Origin of the sequence: Paraburkholderia sp. WS6 (assembly GCF_030464835.1) — a bacterium.
Taxonomy (GTDB): Bacteria; Pseudomonadota; Gammaproteobacteria; order Burkholderiales; family Burkholderiaceae; genus Paraburkholderia; species Paraburkholderia madseniana.
Genome location: NZ_JALQCK010000004.1, coordinates 296,383 through 315,524, shown reverse-complemented (window position 1 = coordinate 315,524; position 19,142 = coordinate 296,383). Strand labels below are relative to the sequence as shown.

The following is a 19,142-nucleotide window of genomic DNA, read 5'->3' as shown; positions in this document are numbered from 1 at the left end:
CATGAGCACTGCAACGAAGCTGCTTTGCCTGGGACCGGAGGACCCGATCCGACTGGAGACACGAAAGACCGCGATGCCCCGACCGGGAAAAGGCGAGGTTCTGGTCCGGGTCGAGGCGACGTCGGTCAATCCCATCGACGTCAAGCGCGCCGAGGGGTACGGCCGGCGTCTCCTGAGCCTCAAGGGAGCAGGAACGTTTCCTTTGGTCCTCGGCAACGATTTTGCTGGAGAGATCGTTTCCGTTGGCGCTGGTGTCAGCGCGTGGCAACCAGGCGACCGGGTCATGGGATTGGTGCCGACTGGCAAGAAGGGCGGTGCGCATGCCACGCACCTGACGGTGGACGCTCGCCTGGTGCGGCCGGCGGTCCGCGGGCTTGCTTCCAAGGCTCTGGCGGCTTTTCCCTATACTTTTACCACGCTCTGGCTGGCGCTACGTGGTGCGGGAATCAGCGAAGGCAATGCAACGGGCAAGAACGTGCTGGTGCACGGTGCATCGGGGGGCCTCGGCCAATTGGCGCTTCAGGTCCTGGGAGCATGGGGAGCATCAGTCACCGCTATCTGCAGCACGGCAAATATTGACCTCTGCCGGAATCTCGGCGCGACGGCAGTCTGGGACAGAACCCACCGCCGTCTGGAGGAACTGCCTGATCATTTCGACGCCGGCGTGAATTTCGGCGCCTGGGAGGATGAGGCAACCCTTCTGTGCCGCCTCCGGCAAGGAGCCCTGGGATACGCCACGACCGTTCATCCCCTCCTGGGGAACATCGACCGTTGCGGTCTTCTGTCGGGAGCCTGGCGTTCACGCCAGGACTGGCGGCATATGCAATCGCTGGCCGACGCAAGGGGCGCACGCTACCGCTGGATCATCTTCCAACCGGACGAAGGCGCTCTCGACATGCTGCACCAGTTCCTCACGAGGGGCACGCTGACCCTGCCCGTGGGCGTCTCGGTACCTTTTTCCAATGCAGACCTGGCGTTCGAGCACACTGCCCGGCACATGAAAGGGCGCGCGATCTTGCTTCCCACGGGGGCCCTGTCAAGTTGACGAGCGTGGACTACCTGTCTGGCTCAAGCGTAGTTATCCTTATCAGATAGCTTTCTCGACCGGGGAAGAAACAGTCCAACCATGTCATATTGCAAAGCGTTCTTTGAGTATGGCGCGATGATGTACCCGCGTTCATCTGAAGTCTTGGCAACGCGAAGTGCTAGCGGATAGGGCCGAAGCATGAGAGAAACGCCTGCGGGTCGGCTGGTGGCTGATTTCGGCGTGGTTGTTCACGCGTGCCGCCGCTTTGACGAAAACGTGCTTTACCTGAGCGAGCCCCGGAATATCAGCCTTCGCCGCCGGATAACCGCGCAGTTGGTCGGTACCGATCCTGCGCGGCACCGGGTTTGAACGCAGCACCCGCCGGAATAAGCGCTTCGCCATGGCCTTGTCGCGTCGCTTTTGTACCAGCACGCCGAGTTCGGCACCGTGCTCGTCGACCGCTCGCCACAACAGATACTGCTCTCCGCGCAGCGTCGCGAACATCTCGTCCAGATGCCAGGTGCTGCCCGGCTTGCGTCGCGCCGACGACAGCAGTCCCCACAACCTGCGCCCTCAGCCCCTCGTGGAACCCGACGTTCGAGGTCGGATTCAACCTTGCGCGCAGCAAGCATCTTATCAACGCCTCGGTGACCTATATTCCGATGTCGACCTCACTCACGACCGACGCATTGAGTGCCATGGGTATGCACGGCGTGACGAAGTTGCACATCCGTACGCATCCGCTCATCAGGCACCTGGAGTTCGTCTACACATTCTAAAGATGGCTGCTGGTTACGCTCCAAGGGAGGTTGGCTGGACCGCAGATGGACAAATGGGACGAGCCACATCGACTGGGCAGTACGGCGCGAGACTCGCGCCGTACTCCGCACGGACTGCGCAGGCGGGACCTAGTACAATATCCCGTAAATAAATTTAATAATTGTCGGGCTGCAAGTAAGGCTGCAGGAGCGTAACGACCACCTCGGCCATCTCCTCGAGCGAACCTGTGCCTGGCAGAGGTTCCCAGCGGCCATTATGGCTGCGAAAGGCGGCGCTGTATCGATTGCGGCCGAGCTCGGTGAGGCGCGCCACGACGATGGGCTCCTCATCGTCCAGGCGTTTGATCAGCAGGTGACACCCGTAGCCTTGCGTGACGATCTGCTCGTGGCCGAGCAGGCTGCGCAGTTGACGCTGGAGTTCGGTAGCGTAATGTTTGGTGGGTAAAGCTGGCATGTCGTTCTCTCGATTACGATGCGCCGGTTTGCAGCGGATAGCCCCGGAAACTCACGCTATCTCGTCTGTCCGTCGCATCTCAACGCAGCAGCATCGCACATAGCGCCACGCCGGTCAGGTAGGTCCCAAGTGCGCCGACGAACCGGAAAGAGTTGGGTTTTGCCATCGTTGGCCATGCGATCAGTCCGACGACGAGCAAACAGCGGCACACGGTTGCCGCGACGATCAGCGACACTGTCGCCGTCGAAGGCGATCGCGCGCCAAGATAGAGAAACAGCAACGCGAGGAACGGCGCATATTCGGCGGTATTGGCATGAGCCCGGACGAGCTTGTGTAGCCGGTTCGCGGGGTTCGGCTCGCAGCCTGAGCTGGTGCCTTCGCGAAAACGCATTGCCGAGATGGATAATCCGAGGCCGAAAAGTAGTAGCCCTAGAACGACCACGCATGTGAGAGCAACGTTGTTCACTTGAACGAGCCTCCTTGGCAGGGAATCAACGAACGCCGGCTTGGTGGGTAGAGCTGGCATGTCGGTCACTCGATTCCGATGCGCCGGTTTGCAGCGGATAGCCCCGGAAACTCCATTTGAACGGGCGTGCCGCCTGATTGTGCGCGCGAATAAATTGCTCGGTGCGCTCGCGCAGGTGCGCGGTGCTGGTATGGCTGGTATGGCGCAGCACACGGCGCGTGTAGCGGGCAAACCACAGTTCGATCTGATTGACCCAGCTCGCGTGCAACGGCGTGAAGTGGAAGTGAAACCGCTCGCCGTGCCGCGCGTTGAACGCCTGCCAGACCGCCCGGGCGCAATGCGTATTGAGATTGTCCCAAATGACGTGCACCTGCCTGCCCGGGTACGCGGCCGCCACGCGCTCCATGAAGGTGACCAGATCTTCCTGCGTGCGCCGCTCGCGGCAGTCTGCCAGCACCCGTCCGGTATGCACGTCAAGCGCGGCAATCAGTGCCTGCGTGCCATGGCGGATGTATTCGAACTCACGACGTCGCAGCCGTCCCGGCGCCGGCGCGCGTCCCGGATGCTTGCGCTCGATGGCCTGAATGCCGGTTTTCTCGTCGATACTGAGCACCACCGCGCTTCGCGGCGCCTTGCGGTACAGCTTGCAGATCACGTTGACTTTCTCGCGAAACGCCGGGTCTGGACTGTGTAGCCATTGCTGGACCCGGTGCGGACGAACGTCACCGGCCTGCAGAATGCGCTGCACATGGCTGCGGCTGATCTGTTCGACGACGCCGCGCTCCACGGCGCGTGCCACGATCTCGTCGAGCGTCGGCGTGACCCGCCCCTCGGGTTCCTGCCCTTCACACGCCAGCGCGATCAACTGCAGTCGCGCTTCCTGCGTGATGCGCGGTGGACGACCACTGCGCTCACCCTCGCGAATGCCTTGCGCACCCTGCTGGGCAATGCGCTTGCGCCACGCGCTGACCGTTTGCACCGATACACCCAGTTCGCGCGCAATCTCCGTATTCGAGTGGCCCTCATCGGCCCACAACACGATGCGCGCCCGCATCACATCCCGCTGCGCGGCCGTCTTGCGCCCGATCAGCAATAGCAGTTCCTGTTTTTCTTTCTTCGCCAGCTTCACCGGCTTTGCATGACGGCCTCGGCTCATTTCGCCATGGTAACCGAGGCAGTTATTTATTCAAGCTATTTAAGGGAGGTTGTACTAGGTCGCCTGCATGCGGGGCGGTTTGATATTACATGGCGACACGCAGCGTGCAGCAGCAGTGAGTGGCTTCGTTTGCTGCACCAGGCTGCCGACGTCGGCTTCGACTTTCGCCCGTTTCGGCGCCTGTCATGGTGCGTCCGGGATGGGGCGCTTCTGCGCCCGGTGATTCCGCTGTTTGGTATGACGATTCCGCTTTTCGCCTTCACCTCGGTGTAGATTTTATCGTCTTGATTGACATAAACATCAATATTGAGTTTAATGTCACTGTAGAAGTTTGGCCGATGCCGCAATAGAGGGCGTTGTCATGCACGGAGCCACGCGGCAGGCGCGTAGTCGGGAAGTTATCGGGAACATCAGGCACGTACCGCAAAGCATGCACGTGACGCGCTCGAGTTGTGAAAAACGATAGTGCAGAACCCTCGATATCGGGGGCAATCGCAGCCATGGCGTCAAGTCGTTCGTGGCATCACTCACTCCTCGGAGCAGTTGGCATGAGGCCGTTGAACTCGCGCATCGGCCCCTCCGTTTCTGGGGCACTCGCCTCGCGCCCGCTGTGCGGGCTTTGCTCGACTTACCTCGGGGCGCTGGTCGACGCAACCTCCAGCCGCGCGCGAGGTGAGTTCGTGTGCGTCGTCGAGCAACGTCATTTTTACGCCCTCGAATACCCTGGCAGAAAGCCGAACTGCATCAAATTCAGCAGGTTGATAGAGTTCGCCGAGGCAACATGATGAACACAACGCTCCTGTCAGCAATGGCAGCACTGTTCGGTGCAACGATCGCCGGCCTGACATCCGTTGTCACGCAACGAACGCAGGCTAAGGCAGAGTGGCTTGCGCACGACCGCATTCGCCGGCAGGACCTCTATAAGGAGTTCATCGAGGAGGCGTCGCATTGCTATGTCCACGCGCTTCAGCACGATGAGCCGGACCTCGCTGCTCTCGTCAGTCTGTTCGCAAAGATAAGCCGTATGCGCGTCCAATCCTCGACAGAGGTTGCGAACGAAGCCGATCAGGTTGGACGAAAGATTGTGGATACCTATCACGCCCCGGAAAAGACGTTCCTTCAACTACGTGAAATGCTCGCCGACGGTTCGATCGACATCCTCGGCCGCTTCAGCGACGTTTGCCGCGCCGAATTCGATTCGCTGCGAGCGCAGCAATTCTGAGTGAAGAATCAACCCGGAGTTTGCGCGAACCGCCGGGGTTGGGGCCTGACATTGTCAAATCCCCTGTCGAGAGAATCATTGCGAAATCCGTCGTCTGACACGCGCGTGCATGTGATGGCGCCGCAGATGGCGATCTGACCGGTACGTTATGCCATGAAACGGGAACGCCTGACACACGCACAGCGCAGGGAGCAGACGCGAGAGCGCCTGCTCGAGGCTGCGCGGAAGACGTTCGTCAAAAAGGGATTGGCCGCTACAAGTGTGGAGGACATCGCTGAGGCGGCCGGCTACACGCGCGGCGCGTTCTATTCGAACTTCGACGGTAAGCCGGAACTGCTGCTTGAGTTGCTGCGCCGGGACCACGATAGCGCGCAGGTCAATCTGAGGGCGATCATGGAAGAGGGCGGCACGCCCGCGGAAATGAAGGCGCGCGCCATCGCGTACTACAGCCGGTATTTTCGTGATCGAGACTTCTTTCTACTTTGGGTCGAAGCCAAACTATTCGCGCATCGGGACGCCGGGTTTCAGGTGCGCTTTAACGCGTTCCGGCAAGAAAAGCTCGACCAGATCAGCGCGTACATCCGCACGGTGTCGGAGCGCGACGGCAGGCCATTGCCCCTACAGGCGGACGCGCTCGCGCTCGGCTTGGTGAGCCTGCGCGATGGTGTGCAGTTCTCCAGACTATGCGATCCGCAGACGGCGGGCGACGAGGTGATGCAGACAGTGCTTGCCGGATTTTTTTCGTGCGTATTGTGGCGACAACCGGAAGAAATACAGCACGCCGATCATCGCGCGGGCGTACCCGGCCGCAGACGTCGGACGCCCACCGCGGACGCCGACAATATCCGTGACCAGGGTCCAGCACGATGAAATTGAAGGCAACTGCCTGGGCAACGCCCTGTACCCCGCTCAGCCTTTCGGTCGTCAGAACTCGGCGCCCCGACAGAGCCCCGAGTCTCGTACTGGTTGGCGCGGGCAGTTGTGTATGTAAACCCCTCAAAGGAGATGACCATGTTTAACGACCACACGGATTTCCAAAATAGCGATCGCGGAAGCGGCACGAATGATCGGAGCGACGTGGGTTGGGCGTCGAACCATGTCGTCGAGGTGATTAATCCCACTCCGGCAAGGAACTGGGCATGGGCGCACCATAGCGACTTATACGACTGGATGGACTGGCACAGTCCGTTTCCTGCGGCAGGCCCGTCGGAGTGAACGCGGTATGGCGGCGCTACGCTATTGCGGAGGCGAAGCTTCCGCTCGACTCCTTTCGCGAGCTATGAAAGGATCTCGACCAGCTCGACGGGCAGATCTCAGACATCGAACGGCGTGTGCGGACCTGGATGAAGTAAGACGAGCGGTCCAAAGAGAGCGCTGGCCATGTCGGGCCGTGCCAGCCACGAATGATATCCATGATGGTATCAATGCCGTCTGGAGTGTCGTTCGGTGATCGCCGGGTTTTAGCAGTACCTTCGTGCCCCCCTACTTCAGAGGGTAGTCGTCCATTTCGTACATGTATGGCCCCGACGCCTTTTGCAATCTTCTTGTTCGTGATGTCGAAACGGTCTGCAGGCGTGTATCCGGCTCGCCAGATGGTGGAGGCTGCCTTCACTCGGTGCCCATCCGTCGCACCGGCAGCCGTAGTGGGCCAACCCAATCCCTATGCGGCGAGTTCCCCGTTGTCTATGTGACGCTTGCAGCAGGAAAGACGGCAATCGAAGCGGAAGCGATCGAGTTCGCACGTGAATATATCGCGGAGCGGCCTGCGTGGCCGAAGCGGGTGTACATCGTCGACGCATTGCCGCTGACTGAGTTGGGGAATGTCCATGAGCCTTCGCTGCGCGCCGATGCGGCGGTCCGACTGCTTGGCCGAACGCTGGCGGAACGCGTTCAAGATACTTCGTTCGAGATCGAGGCGAAGCAGGGCGGCAAACGCGGCTTCGCCGTTTCCGTCACGATGTTTGGTTCCAATGGTGCAATCGTGGACAAAGTCGATGCCGAACTGAAGGAGCTCCTTTTTGAATACACGATTCAGCGGGTGACCGCCCCCGTACAAAGCGCTTCGTAACCCTGGCGGTGATGCCTCCCGTATCAGCGAAGCAAGATTAAATTCGAGCCTTTGGAGACACACCATGCTCGTTACTCAGTATTTCTCGAAGGATCTGTACAAAGGCAAAACCGTTTTTGTCACCGGCGGCGGCAGCGGCATCAATCTCGGCGTAGCGAAGAATTTCGCTGCACTTGGCGCTAACGTCGCCATTTGTGGACGCACTCAGGAAATGCTCGATGCTGCGGCTGCAGAGTTACGGGCGTTCGGCACCAAGGTCAGCGCGGACGTGCGCGACAGTGCCCCACTCGAAGCGGCGCTCGAAAAATCCAGGGCAGCGCTGGGTGCAATGGACGTCCTCGTCTGTGGAGCAGCCGGCAACTTTCTCGTGCCTGCCGAAAAACTCTCTCCCAACGGGTTCAAGACAGTGATCGACATCGATCTGCTTGGATCCTTCAATGCCACTCGCAGTGCGTTCGAGCAACTCAAGGAAACGAAGGGCACGATCCTGTACATTTCGGCCGGCATGGCTTACATGCCTCATGCCTTTCAAGTTCATGTGGGTGCGGCCAAGGCTGGCATCGACATGATGATGAAGAACATCGCTCTGGAATGGGGACGATTCGGCATCCGTGCCAACAGCATCGTGCCCGGACCCATCGAGGAAACCGAAGGGTTGAAGCGCCTCTCCGATCCCGCGGAAAAGAAAAAGCTGATCAACGCCGTGCCGCTGCGCCGCACCGGAACCGTTGACGACATCGGCCAGGTCGCGGCATTTCTTGCCCCGCCGCTCGCCTCCTACATTACGGGTTGCGTGGTCGTTTGCGATGGTGGCCAGAACCTGCCCGGTTCGGCGCTGTTCAACATGGGTGCCGAGCAGATGTTGCGCGCCCAGCAAGGATGAACCCCGATCATGAACTTCGAAACACTTAGCGTCGCGCTCGCCGACGGCATTGCCACAATTGAGCTGAATCGTCCCGACTACGCCAATGCCATGAGCGAGCAGATGTGGCTGGACATCCGCGACGCATTTCGCTGGGTGGACGAGACGGCGGAGGCTCGGGTGGCCGTCATCAGTGGAGGGGGCACGCATTTTTCGTCGGGTATCGACCTCGCCATGCTCGCTGGCATAAAGAACGAGATCCAGGACCAGTGTGACGGGCGAGCGCGAGACAAGCTGCGCCGCCGGATTCTCGAGCTGCAGGACACGCTGACCAGCATCGAGCGCTGCCGCAAGCCTGTCCTGGCCGCGATCCACGGCGCCTGCATCGGCGGCGCCATCGACCTCGTCACCTGCTGCGACATGCGTTACGCGTCGGCCGGCGCCTACTTCTCGATCAGGGAAATCGATGTGGGCATGACCGCCGACGTTGGAACGCTGCAGCGCATGCCCAAGCTGGTGCCGGACGGCATCGTTCGCGAACTGGCCTACACCGGCCGCCGGTTCGATGCCGAGGAGGCGAGGCAAGTCGGTCTGGTGAATCGTGTCTATGATTCGCCCGAAGATCTGCGGAGGGGAGTGTCGGAGATCGCCGCCACCATCGCTGCCAAGTCGCCGCTGTCGATTCGCGGTATCAAGGAAATGGTGGTTTATTCGCGCGACCATTCGGTGGCCGACGGCCTGAACTATATTGCCACGTGGAATGCGGCGATGCTTCTGTCGGAAGACCTGACCGAGGTGATGACCGCCGCGAGGGAGAAGCGGCCAGCCAAATTCAAAAATTAGAGCGCGTAGCCCCAAGGCTGGCCGAGAGCGTGCAAAAGTTGGGGAGGTCGATTTCGTCAGGTTTCCTTATCTTGCGGCAGGGTTGAATGGTCTGTTCTTTCCGTCGGTCGGTGCCGGCCTGACAATGCGACCCCGATGTTACGGCTTCGCAAATCGCCGCAGCGTCGTTAGCATCGTTCTTCCCGCGTTTGCCCGACATCCTGTATGGCGCTACAAAGAGGGGCGGCCGGGATTCGCAAATATCTTAAGCTTAAGATATGGCAGAGGTCCTTTTGGTTGGCGATCGCGGCTACGGGCGCATGGACAGGTCGATCGAGGTCGGCCCGCGATCGGTAACCAAAAAAACCTCTGCCTTATGCTCTGCAGAGCATAATTGCGAATCCCGGCCATCCTTCAGCCACTTGGGGTTGGTGATTTCGGTCTCCACCGATTCCCGTTCCAGCGAGGCGATCATCTTGCTGCCGAACACGGAACGCTGCTCCGCCTTGAACTTTATCGCGATGTGGAACCAGTCGAGGATCCGGCCGCGAGCCAGCTGACTGCCCTGGACGGCCTTCTCAAATTCACCAACGTCGTCGCTGATAACGGTCACGCGTTCATCGCTCGCCACTCCTTTTTGACTGAAGAACTGATCGAGTCACGCGGAAGCCGAGGTGACTTCCTGGTGCACATAGGAGTATACGGCGTTGTCAACTTGCCATGCGTGAGACAAAACGCTGGAGGAGTGACGATGATTTAGAAACCAGTCGACGGATCTGGGGCGAGGTCGGTGAATTCGCGCCAGGCAACGAACCTTGCTGCAAGCTGTTTGCGATAAAGTGAAGCGCGTAGCAGATGCCGCTTGAGCGCGAAGTGTTGCCGGATCAGTCCGAAGCTCGACAGGAAGGCCTGCGTGCGTTTCGGATTGCGGAAACCGCGCATGCGACGCTCGCGTTCGCGTGTCGGGTGGTGGGTGTTTTCAGCTCGGTTGTTCAGTCGGCTGCCGCTTTGACAGACACGTGCTTTACGCTCGCCAGCTCTGGAATCTCAGCTTTGGCGGCCGGATAGCCGCGCAGCTCATCGGTGATGATCTTGCGCGGCACTGGGCTCGAGCGCAGCACACGCTTAATGCGCTTGGCCGCGGCCTTATCGCGCCGCGTTTGCAGTAGGATGTCGAGTTCGGCGCCGCGCTCGCCCACTGCGCGCCATAGCAGGTAAGGTTCGCCGCGCAACGTCACGAACATCTCGTCAAGGTGCCATCTGCCGCCTGGCTTGCGACGCGCCGCTTTCACCCGACGAGCAAAGTCTGCGCCAAACTTATCGCACCAGCATCGGATCGTCTTGTAGGTCACGATCACGCTACGTTCAAAGAGCAGTTCTTCGATGTCACGCAAGCTGAATTGATACCAGTGGTACCAGCGCACGGCGCAACTGATCGCGCCCGCTGGAAAACGGTGACCGCGATACAGCGATTTCCATTTCTTCATTGCGTCATCTTACGTGAGACGACCAGCAACCTGACAACGCCCGTCGGATACCGGCCTCGTCGCCTTAGCCGACGGAGGTCCAAAGTGCCAGTTTCATGACCTGCATCAAGGCGTTGCGGAAACAGGCGAGTAGCTTGAATTCAAACGTGCCAGGTCGGCTTGTCGTTTTTATGCGCGATCAGCCGGCACATTAAAACGGAGTCGTTGCTCAGCGATTTGTGCAGTGGGACATCGAGTGCTCGGCAGGCGCCTTATGAGACACACACGTATCGTCGCGATTCACTACGGTGGTCCCAACGCGCTCGCGGTAGTTAAGGAGGAATGCTCCGAGCCCAAGGATGGCGAAATGCCGGTCAAAATGCCGGCCGCAGGTGTCAGCTTGACGGACTTGATGATGCGCGAGAGTGTTCCTCCCGAAACGCCGCGACTGCCTTTCACGCCGGGGTGCGGTCTGGTCGGCGTTGTGGATTCGCTCGGCGGTGGGGCCTTTGCCGCGATGCCGATCACCGGCGCGTACACGCACTCGCAGTATGTGTGTCTGCAGCACCGTGAATCCCGCTCCTGGCCGGCCTTCCGCCGCGCCGTTTGCAAATCAGATTTACTCAACCCGAAACCGATGCCGTCGTTTGCAACCGTTGCCCAGACGACGGGGCTGCCGCCTCGCCTTGCAGAGGTGTCAGGGCGCGGGCCGGCCGCCACGCTGGTCGTGTTGCTGGCGCTTGCTCTGGCGAGTTGCGCGACACCGGTCATGCAGCCCTCCATCGAGGTTCCCGGCCGGTTCGCGGCCGCGTCCGCATCTGCGGAGGAGCCCGAGACCGCTTGGTGGGATAGCTTCGGCGATCCGGTGCTTTCGGATCTGGTCCGTCGGGCGGCGCAGGAGAACCGGGACGTCCGGATCGCGGCGGAGCGCGTGCGGGCCGCGAGAGCCGGAGAAACAATCAGCCGCTCGTGGCTCCTGCCAACCTTGAGCATTGGCGCTAACGGCTTCGATCACAGGACCAATTACGACACAGTCCTCAAAAACGTCGTTCCTGAAGCGGCAAATACACGGGCCGGACAGGTCGGTATTGCTGCCTCGTGGGAAGTCGACCTCTTCGGCCGTCTGCGGGCGGGTGCGGCCGCGGCTGCAGCCGACACGATCGCGGTCGAAAATACCGCGCGCGGCGTGCGCCTTCTTGTGTTGACCGATGTCGCCACGAACTACTTCACGCTCGCCGGGGCGTTGCGTCAGCTGGAGACCGTGCGCGCGATATCAGCCGCGCAGGACGAGACGCTGCGCTTGGTGACGGCCCGCGAACGCGTCGGCCTCGCGACGCCGTTCGACGTCGAGCGCGTGAAGACCGAAGCTTCGAAAACGCGCGCGGCCATACCGCCGCTCGAGGCCCTTGCCGCCGTTTCGCGCCATCACATTGCGGTCCTCTTGGGAGATCAGGCCTTCAATGCCGGGAGCATCACGCCATCGGGCGTCGAAGCAATCGTTCCGCCCGCGCATCCGGGACAACCGGCCGCCCTGTTGCAGCGGAGGCCGGATCTGCTGGTCGCAAGCGCGCAGCTTGACGCGGCCAACGCGCGCAGGCAACAGGCGGTGGCGGAATGGTTTCCGCGGCTAATTCTCGGTGCAGTGTTCGGCCGTGAGTCCATCGATCTCAACGGGATTGCCCTCGGTCCGGCGCGCTTCAGCAACGTCGCCGGCCTCATCGCAATGCCGATCTTCAATGCCGGGCGGACGCAGGCGATCAACGACATCGCCGAGAGCGGTCAAAAGGAAGCGGTCCTTCATTATGAGGACGCGATCGTTCGCGCGCTCGAAGACGTCGAGAACGCGCTGGTTGTGCTCGACGACGAACGCCAACGTGCGCAGCTGCTGCAGAACGCAGCGACTTCGGCCGAAGCGGCGCTGGGCCACGCACAATCCCTTTACAACCGCGGCCAGATCGACCTTTTGCCGCTGCTCGACGCTCAGCGGACGCGGTTGGCCGTCCGTGCGATCGCTAACGACAGCAGCACGCAATTGCTGCTCGACAGCGTCCAGCTGTACAAGGCGCTTGGCGGAGGTTGGGAGGTGTTCGAGCCCGTTGCCGCGCCTGTCGGCACCGCGGTTTCGCGCAATTCATCAAACGTGGATCGACACGAGGAACCATCGTGAAAACCTCTCTCACTGCACTGTTCGCAGCCGCGCCTGTCGCAGCTATGCTGGTTGCCTGCGGGTCGAAGCCCGCCCCCGAGGCGCTTCGAGCAGTCCGCACTGCCGAGATCCGCTATGACAAGACCCCGGTGACCGACCGTTACGTCGGCACCGTGCAGTCGCGCCACGAAGTCAATGAGGCATTTCGTGTTGGCGGCAAGGTTGTCAAGCGCAAGGTCGACGTCGGCCAGAAGGTTCGCGAGGGCGACGTGCTGGCGGTGCTCGACGATACCGACTTTCGGCTCGCCGAGGAAGCAGCACGGCAGCAACTGACCGCCGCCAGTTCGCAGGCCCGACTGGCCGAGTCCGATCGGCAGCGGCTCAATTTGCTCAAAACCGACGGCTCGGTGAGCGTATCCGACGACGAGAAGGCGCAGACCGGTGCGCAGACAACGTCGGCGACGGCCCAAGCCGAGGGGAAGAAACTCGAGCTCGTACGCAATCGGTTGAAATATACGGTGCTGCGCGCGTCGCAGAGTGGCGTCGTCACCGCCGTGCGTTTCGAAGTGGGGGAGGTCGTCGCCGAGGGCCAGCCGATGGTTTCGATCGCCAACGAAGGCGAGCCCGAGATCGTCGCCGACCTGCCGGAAGATCGTCTCGCGACGTTCAAGACGGCCCGGTACAAGGCGTGGCTCGCTAGCGCGCCCGAGCAAAGTTTCGACGTCGTGTTGAGGGAACTCTCGCCCCAGGCGGCCGCGCAAACCCGAACTTACCGTGCCCGCCTGAAACCCGCGGTGCCCCGGGCGCTGCCGCTCGGTGCGACCGCCACGCTGTTGGTCGAGCGTCCGGTCGGCGAAGCGCCGGCAGCAGTCATCCCTGCCTCGGCCATCACGCAGAACAAGGGCCAGCCCGCCGTCTGGGTGGTTCGTCGTGCGGGTTCCGAGCCGGTGGGTACGGTCGACCTGACCGGCGTTTCGGTGCACGGCTATCGCAACGACGAGGTGCTCGTGTCGGGACCGCCGGCAGGCGAGCTGATCGTCACCGCGGGTGTGCAGAAGATGGCCCCTGGCCTGAAGGTCGCGCTCGCCGGCGCGCCGCGCACCTTCTAAACCGGGTAATCTGCTCGATGAAGTCGTTCAACCTCACCGAATGGGCGCTGAACCACCGCGCCATCGTGCTATTCCTGATCCTTGTGATTGGCATTGGCGGCTCGCTCAGCTTCACAAGGCTCGGCCAGCTCGAGGATCCGAACTTCTCAGTGCCGTCGATGACCGCGCTCGTGATCTGGCCCGGCGCCACGGCGCAACAGATCCAGGACGAGGTGCTCAACCGCATGGAGAAGAAGTTCGAGCAGCTCGATCACTTCGAGAAGGTCGTGACCTATGCGCGCCAAGGGTACGGCGGCATGACGATCACCGTGAAGGGCGGCACGTCCCGTGCGGACCAGCGCGAGGCTTGGTATCAGGCGCGCAAGAAGTTCAACGACATCAAGCTCGAGCTCCCCGACGGCGTCATCGGCCCGATCTTCAACGACGAATACGGCGACGTGACCGGGTTGCTCTATGCCGTCAAGGGCGACGGCATCAGCCAGTGGGAGCTATCTGACGTCGCCGAAGACATCAAGCGGCAACTCCTTAAGGTGCCGATGGTGAAAAAGGTCGACATCTATGGCAAGCAGGCCAAGAAGGTTTACGTCGAGTTCTCGAACGGGCGGCTGGCGGCGCTTGGAATCACGCCGCTGCAGATCGCCGAAAGCCTCAAAAATCAGAACAGCGTATTGGCAAGCGGACAGATCGACACGCATGGCGATCGCGTGCTCGTGCGCGTCAGCGGCCAGTTCAACAGCTTGGACGATATCCGCAACGTTCCGATCGCCGCCGGCGGCCGTCTGCTGAAGCTCGGCGACTTCACGTCGATCACGCGTGGATACGAAGACCCTCCAATTTATACGGTACGCCAGAATGGGCAGCAAGTGCTGATGCTCGGCATCACAATGACCGACGACGGCAACATAGTCGACCTCGGCAAGGCGATCGAACAGGCAGTCGCCAAGGTGCAGCTCGAGCTGCCCTATGGCGTCGAACTCGAGCGGGTGGCCGATCAGCCGACCGTCGTCAGCGAATCGATCTGGGAGTTTGAGCGCTCGCTGCTGGAAGCGCTGACCATCGTGCTCGCGGTTTGCCTGATCACTCTCGGCTGGCGCACGGGAATCGTGGTCGGGATCTCGGTGCCGATCGTGCTTGGTGTCGTCGCCCTGGTAATGCTTGCGATGGGCTGGAATCTCGAGCGCGTCTCGCTTGGGTCCCTGATCATCGCCCTCGGTCTGCTGGTGGACGACGGCATCATCGCGGTAGAGATGACGGTCGTGAAGATGGAAGAAGGGTGGGACCGCGTGAAAGCGGCCACCTACTCGTACACGGCGACCGCGATGCCGCGGCTGACTGGCGCGCTCATCACGGCCGCCGCCTTCATGCCGATCGGGTTCGCCAAGTCGACCACCGGCGAGTATGCGGGCGGCATTTTCTGGATCGTCGGCACCGCAGTGCTTTTCTCGTGGGTCGTCTCGGGGCTGATCACGCCGTACCTCGCCGTCAACATGCTGCCAAAGGACTTCGGCAGGCAGCACCATGGTGGCGACCCATATGACACAGCCTTCTACCGCAAGCTGCGCGGCTGGATCGATCTCGCCCTCGAGCGGCGCTGGTGGGTCATCGGGGCGACGGTGGCCGCACTCGCCGCTGCGATTGCCGGAATCAGGTTCGTGCCACAGCAGTTCTTCCCCAACAGCGCGCGGCCCGAGCTGATTGTCGAGTTGCGACTGAAGGAAGGCGCTTCGTTCGCTGCGACCACCGAGCAGGTGAAGAAAATGGAAGCGGTTCTGAAGAAGGACGAAGACGTGCGTTTCTTCACGGCTTACACGGGCGCAGGCCAGCCACGCTTCTATCTCGCTCTTAATCCCGAACTGCCGAATCCGGGCTACGCTGTCTTCGTCGTCGTGACGAAGGACACGCAGGCTCGTGAGCGCGTGCGGTCGCGCCTGATGGAGAGTGTTAACGAGGAATTCCCGCAAGTGTGGGTTCGCGTCACCCGCCTCGAACTCGGTCCGCCGGTCGGTTTCCCGGTACAGTTCCGTGTCGTTGGCTCCGAGACGCAGAAGGTCCGCGAAATCGCCCGCGAGGTCGAAGCGGTGGTGGCGTCCAGCCCCAAAGTGCGCGACGTCCAGCTCGACTGGAACGACCCGGTTCGTACCCTGAGAGTCGACCTGGACCAGGACAAGGCGCGCGCGCTCGGCCTGGCGCCGGCCGACGTCGCCTTCGTGACCCAGACCTTCATGAACGGCGTGACACTGTCCCACTTGCGCGAACACGAGGATTTGATCGACATCGTCGCCCGCGCCGTATCTTCCGAGCGGCTCGATCTGGACTCGCTGAAGGACGTCAATCTCTACACACGCGAGGGAACGGTGGTGCCGCTGTCGCAGGTCGCGCGCGTGCGCTACGAACTCGAAGAGCCGGTGCTCTGGCGCCGCAACCGTGACATGGCGATCACTGTGCGCGCGGACGTCAAGGACGGCGAGCAGGGCGTGTCGGTGACCCAGGAGATTCGGCCGCTCCTGAAGGACATTGAGGCGAAGCTGCCCTTCGGTTACCGCATCGACGTCGGCGGCGCAGTCGAGGAAAGCGACAAGGCCAACCGCGCGCTGATGGCGGTGTTTCCGGTGATGCTGATTACGATCCTCACGATCCTGATGCTGCAACTTCAGAGCTTCTCGCGCGTGACGATGGTGTTCCTGACGGCACCGCTGGGGCTCATCGGCGTTGTCGCCGGGCTGCTTATTTTCCAAGCGCCGCTCGGTTTCGTCGCCATTCTTGGGGTCACCGCTTTGAGCGGGATGATCATGCGCAACTCGGTGATCCTGGTCGACCAGGTGCAGGCGGAAATTGCGCAAGGGCGTGACACCTGGAGCGCGGTCGTTGATGCGGCCGTCCACCGGACGCGTCCGGTGGCGCTGACCGCGGCGGCTACGGTGCTCGCCATGATCCCGCTGACGCGGAGCATCTTCTGGGCCCCGATGGCGATCGCCATCATGGGCGGCCTCACGGTCGCGACCTTGCTGACAATTTTTTTCATGCCGGCCCTTTACGCGGCATGGTTCAAGGTCCGACGCAACGCTGAATCGTAACGCGCGGCGCGATTACCCAGCAGCGTCCTCGCGACCATGAAGCGATGCGGCGCGATACTCGTCGCTGGCTGCACCATCGGCAGAAGCAGCCTCACATCATCGCGAAATACTTTGCGGCTCCGCACGTCGCTTACGCCCCCGACGGAGCATAAGACGCGACCTTTTTAACCATCTGGCTTAAACGGCGGCTGTTCGCGCATGCATTGCCCGCACGCTCGAACCCTGCTGTCTCATGCTTGCGATCGTCACGCGTCCTTCAGGTTGAAGCTTTTGGTAAGTTTTTTTTGCATCGGCGCACCCTACACGAGGTAAGGTGTTGCACTTCAAATCTGATGGCGCCGTTCATTCTTTTGTCCACTCCGGCTGGCTAGATAATCAGGTTGAGAAGTACGCTGAACCGCCTGGAGCGGGCTTATGCGCGGGACGGCGCCTTAATCCCGATACGCATCACGTCGCTTCGATATCGGGTTCGAGGCCAGTTGACCTATGTCAAGACGCATTGTGTTCACGCATGCATACTACAGTCACAGAGGATTGTCGGAGAGTCCCATGGCACAGTTGATGAAGGCCGCTATCGTACACGCATTTGGCGAACCGCTACGCGTCCAGGAGGTGCAGGTGCCCGCGCCGGGCCCAGGCCAGATCCTCGTCAATATCAAGGCGTCGGGCGTCTGCCATACCGACCTGCATGCTGCTGACGGTGATTGGCCCGTCAAGCCGACGTTGCCGTTCATCCCCGGTCACGAAGGCGTCGGTTTTGTCGCAGCAGTCGGCGATGGCGTCAAGGTCGTCAAGGAAGGCGATCGCGTCGGCGTGCCGTGGCTCTATACAGCGTGCGGGCACTGCGAGCACTGCCTAAGCGGTTGGGAGACGCTCTGTCATGATCAACAGAACACAGGCTACTCCGTGAATGGCGCCTATGCGGAATATGTGCTCGCTGATCCGAACTATGTCGGACACCTCCCGCCGCAGGTCAGCTTCGACGAAATCGCTCCAATCCTTTGCGCTGGCGTCACCGTCTATAAGGGGATTCGCGTGACTGACACACGTCCCGGGCAATGGCTTGCGATCTCCGGGATCGGCGGCCTTGGTCATGTGGCGATCCAATACGCAATCGCGATGGGACTTCATGTTGTCGCAGTGGATGTTTCAGCAGACAAACTTGCTCTCGCTCGCGAACTCGGCGCGAAGCTCGCTATCGACGCGTCGACTACCGATCCGGCCGCGGTCATTCAAAAGGAGATTGGGGGAGCGCATGGCGTACTCGTGACCGCCGTATCGCGCGGCGCGTTTGCGCAAGCGCTCGGCATGGTCCGCCGCGGCGGCACTGTGGCGCTGAACGGGTTGCCGCCGGGCGATTTCCCTTTGCCGATATTTTCAACCGTGCTCAACGGCATCACCGTGCGTGGTTCGATTGTCGGGACACGCCGCGACTTGCAGGAGTCGCTCGAATTCGCCGCAGAAGGCCGTGTACACGCACGCATTCATCGGGACCGGTTGGAAAACATTAACGCGGTACTCGCCGATCTGAAGGGGGGAAAGATCGACGGACGCGTGGTGCTGGCGCTCGATTGATCGGCGCCGACGCCTGGTGCAGTCAGGCACGGTTTGACGGTTGTTTGGGGGACAAAGCAATGTCAGAGATCCGGAAAGAGGCGCAGGTCGCCGGTTCCAAATCGGGCAACAAGCCAGGGAACAAGGAACTAGGCAGCAAGGCATACCAGAAGGAACTGGCCCTGCTGCATGGTGAACTGGTCAAGTTGCAGGAATGGGTAGTGAAGACCGGCGCCAAGATCTGCATTGTGTTCGAAGGACGCGATGGCGCGGGCAAGGGTGGGGTGATCAAGACCATCACCGAACGCGTGAGCCCGCGAATTTTCCGGGTGGTCGCGCTGCCAGCGCCCACGGATCGGGAAAAGACCCAGATGTACTTGCAGCGCTATCTTCCGCACCTGCCGGCGGCTGGGGAAGTCGTGCTGTTCGACCGCAGTTGGTACAACCGCGCATGTGTCGAGCGGGTCATGGGCTTCTGCACGGAGGCGGATGTGCAGATGTTCATGATGACTACACCGCTCGTGGAGCGTGCCGTCATCGACTCCGGAGTCATCCTCATCAAGTACTGGCTCGAAATCAGCTCAGAAGAGCAGACGCGCAGGCTCGAAGCCCGGATTCACGATGAGCGCAAAATCTGGAAACTTTCGCCGATGGACATCGAATCCTATCGCCGCTGGTACGACTATTCGCGGGCGCGCGACGCGATGTTCAGCATGACCGACACTGAGTTCTCGCCGTGGTATGTTGCACGGGCGGACCGCAAGAAGCGCGCCCGCCTGAACATCATCAGCCACCTGCTCAGCGTGGTTCCGTACGAGACTGTGCCGCGGGAGAAGGTGTCGTTGCCCCAACGACAGAAGGCCGGGGGGTATCGCGAATCGGACCATCACTTCAGGTATGTGCCCGAGAAATTCTGAGCAATGCCGCATTGCGTCTG

General features: G+C 61.3%; 15 protein-coding genes and 3 pseudogenes. 12 read left to right on the top strand and 6 right to left on the bottom strand.

Going from position 1 to position 19,142, the window contains the following annotated elements:
- The first annotated feature begins 1 nt into the window (after position 1).
- On the top strand, positions 2-1,045 hold the full coding sequence (locus M0D64_RS07780; RefSeq protein WP_266257216.1) for an alcohol dehydrogenase catalytic domain-containing protein: 1,044 nt from the start codon (positions 2-4) through the stop codon (positions 1,043-1,045).
- An 84-nt stretch (positions 1,046-1,129) separates the two neighbouring features.
- Here the strand turns inward: M0D64_RS07780 and M0D64_RS07775 are convergent.
- The 4 genes and pseudogenes from M0D64_RS07775 to M0D64_RS07760 form a co-directional block, all read right to left on the bottom strand.
- Positions 1,130-1,573: pseudogene (locus M0D64_RS07775) on the bottom strand (DDE-type integrase/transposase/recombinase); the annotation flags it as partial.
- A 387-nt stretch (positions 1,574-1,960) separates the two neighbouring features.
- Positions 1,961-2,260 (bottom strand): hypothetical protein, encoded by a 300-nt coding sequence (locus tag M0D64_RS07770; protein ID WP_266257215.1) that lies wholly within the window; start codon positions 2,258-2,260, stop codon positions 1,961-1,963.
- Positions 2,261-2,339: 79 nt separating this feature from the next.
- Positions 2,340-2,726: an MAPEG family protein gene (locus M0D64_RS07765; RefSeq protein WP_266257214.1), complete on the bottom strand. Its 387-nt coding sequence runs from the start codon at positions 2,724-2,726 to the stop codon at positions 2,340-2,342.
- 25 nt (positions 2,727-2,751) lie between these two features.
- A complete protein-coding gene (locus M0D64_RS07760) occupies positions 2,752-3,882 on the bottom strand; it encodes an IS630 family transposase (protein ID WP_266257213.1) in 1,131 nt (376 codons plus the stop codon).
- Positions 3,883-4,564: 682 nt separating this feature from the next.
- Between M0D64_RS07760 and M0D64_RS07755 the strand changes: the two genes are divergently transcribed.
- The 6 genes and pseudogenes from M0D64_RS07755 to M0D64_RS07730 all read left to right on the top strand — a co-directional run bounded on the left by M0D64_RS07755 (position 4,565) and on the right by M0D64_RS07730 (position 8,877).
- The gene (locus M0D64_RS07755) at positions 4,565-5,104 is read left to right on the top strand and encodes a hypothetical protein (protein WP_233464970.1); all 540 of its coding nucleotides are present in this window, start codon (positions 4,565-4,567) and stop codon (positions 5,102-5,104) included.
- Positions 5,105-5,257: 153 nt separating this feature from the next.
- A pseudogene (locus tag M0D64_RS07750) lies at positions 5,258-5,863 on the top strand (TetR/AcrR family transcriptional regulator); the annotation flags it as partial.
- Positions 5,864-6,115: 252 nt separating this feature from the next.
- Positions 6,116-6,319 carry a hypothetical protein gene (locus M0D64_RS07745; RefSeq protein ID WP_154563379.1) on the top strand — a complete coding sequence of 68 codons (204 nt, stop codon included), beginning with the start codon at positions 6,116-6,118 and terminating at the stop codon, positions 6,317-6,319.
- A gap of 298 nt (positions 6,320-6,617) precedes the next feature.
- Complete coding sequence (locus M0D64_RS07740; RefSeq protein ID WP_154563377.1) at positions 6,618-7,172, top strand: hypothetical protein; 555 nt, start codon at positions 6,618-6,620, stop codon at positions 7,170-7,172.
- A gap of 64 nt (positions 7,173-7,236) precedes the next feature.
- Entirely contained in the window at positions 7,237-8,055 is an 819-nt protein-coding gene (locus M0D64_RS07735; RefSeq protein WP_154563375.1) for an SDR family oxidoreductase, read from the top strand.
- Positions 8,056-8,064: 9 nt separating this feature from the next.
- Positions 8,065-8,877, top strand: coding sequence for a crotonase/enoyl-CoA hydratase family protein (locus M0D64_RS07730; protein WP_154563373.1), 813 nt, complete (start codon positions 8,065-8,067; stop codon positions 8,875-8,877).
- Between the two features lie 289 nt (positions 8,878-9,166).
- Here the strand turns inward: M0D64_RS07730 and M0D64_RS07725 are convergent, their stop codons facing one another.
- Positions 9,167-9,469, bottom strand: coding sequence for a hypothetical protein (locus M0D64_RS07725; protein WP_154563371.1), 303 nt, complete (start codon positions 9,467-9,469; stop codon positions 9,167-9,169).
- A gap of 143 nt (positions 9,470-9,612) precedes the next feature.
- A pseudogene (locus M0D64_RS07720) lies at positions 9,613-10,343 on the bottom strand (IS6 family transposase).
- A gap of 463 nt (positions 10,344-10,806) precedes the next feature.
- On the opposite strand from M0D64_RS07720, the gene M0D64_RS07715 reads away from it, so the two are divergent.
- The 5 genes from M0D64_RS07715 (at position 10,807) to ppk2 (ending at position 19,122) form a co-directional block, all read left to right on the top strand.
- Complete coding sequence (locus tag M0D64_RS07715) at positions 10,807-12,489, top strand: efflux transporter outer membrane subunit (protein ID WP_266257212.1); 1,683 nt, start codon at positions 10,807-10,809, stop codon at positions 12,487-12,489.
- Positions 12,486-13,577 (top strand): efflux RND transporter periplasmic adaptor subunit, encoded by a 1,092-nt coding sequence (locus tag M0D64_RS07710; protein WP_168435821.1) that lies wholly within the window; start codon positions 12,486-12,488, stop codon positions 13,575-13,577. Before M0D64_RS07715 ends, M0D64_RS07710 begins: the two co-directional genes overlap by 4 nt.
- 17 nt (positions 13,578-13,594) lie before the next feature.
- Positions 13,595-16,651 (top strand): efflux RND transporter permease subunit, encoded by a 3,057-nt coding sequence (locus M0D64_RS07705; RefSeq protein WP_266257211.1) that lies wholly within the window; start codon positions 13,595-13,597, stop codon positions 16,649-16,651.
- A 549-nt stretch (positions 16,652-17,200) separates the two neighbouring features.
- Positions 17,201-18,226, top strand: a complete 1,026-nt coding sequence (gene adhP, locus M0D64_RS07700) for an alcohol dehydrogenase AdhP (RefSeq protein WP_266257210.1) — start codon at positions 17,201-17,203, stop codon at positions 18,224-18,226.
- 59 nt (positions 18,227-18,285) lie between these two features.
- Complete coding sequence (gene ppk2, locus M0D64_RS07695) at positions 18,286-19,122, top strand: polyphosphate kinase 2 (RefSeq protein WP_154563434.1); 837 nt, start codon at positions 18,286-18,288, stop codon at positions 19,120-19,122.
- Positions 19,123-19,142: the final 20 nt, after the last annotated feature.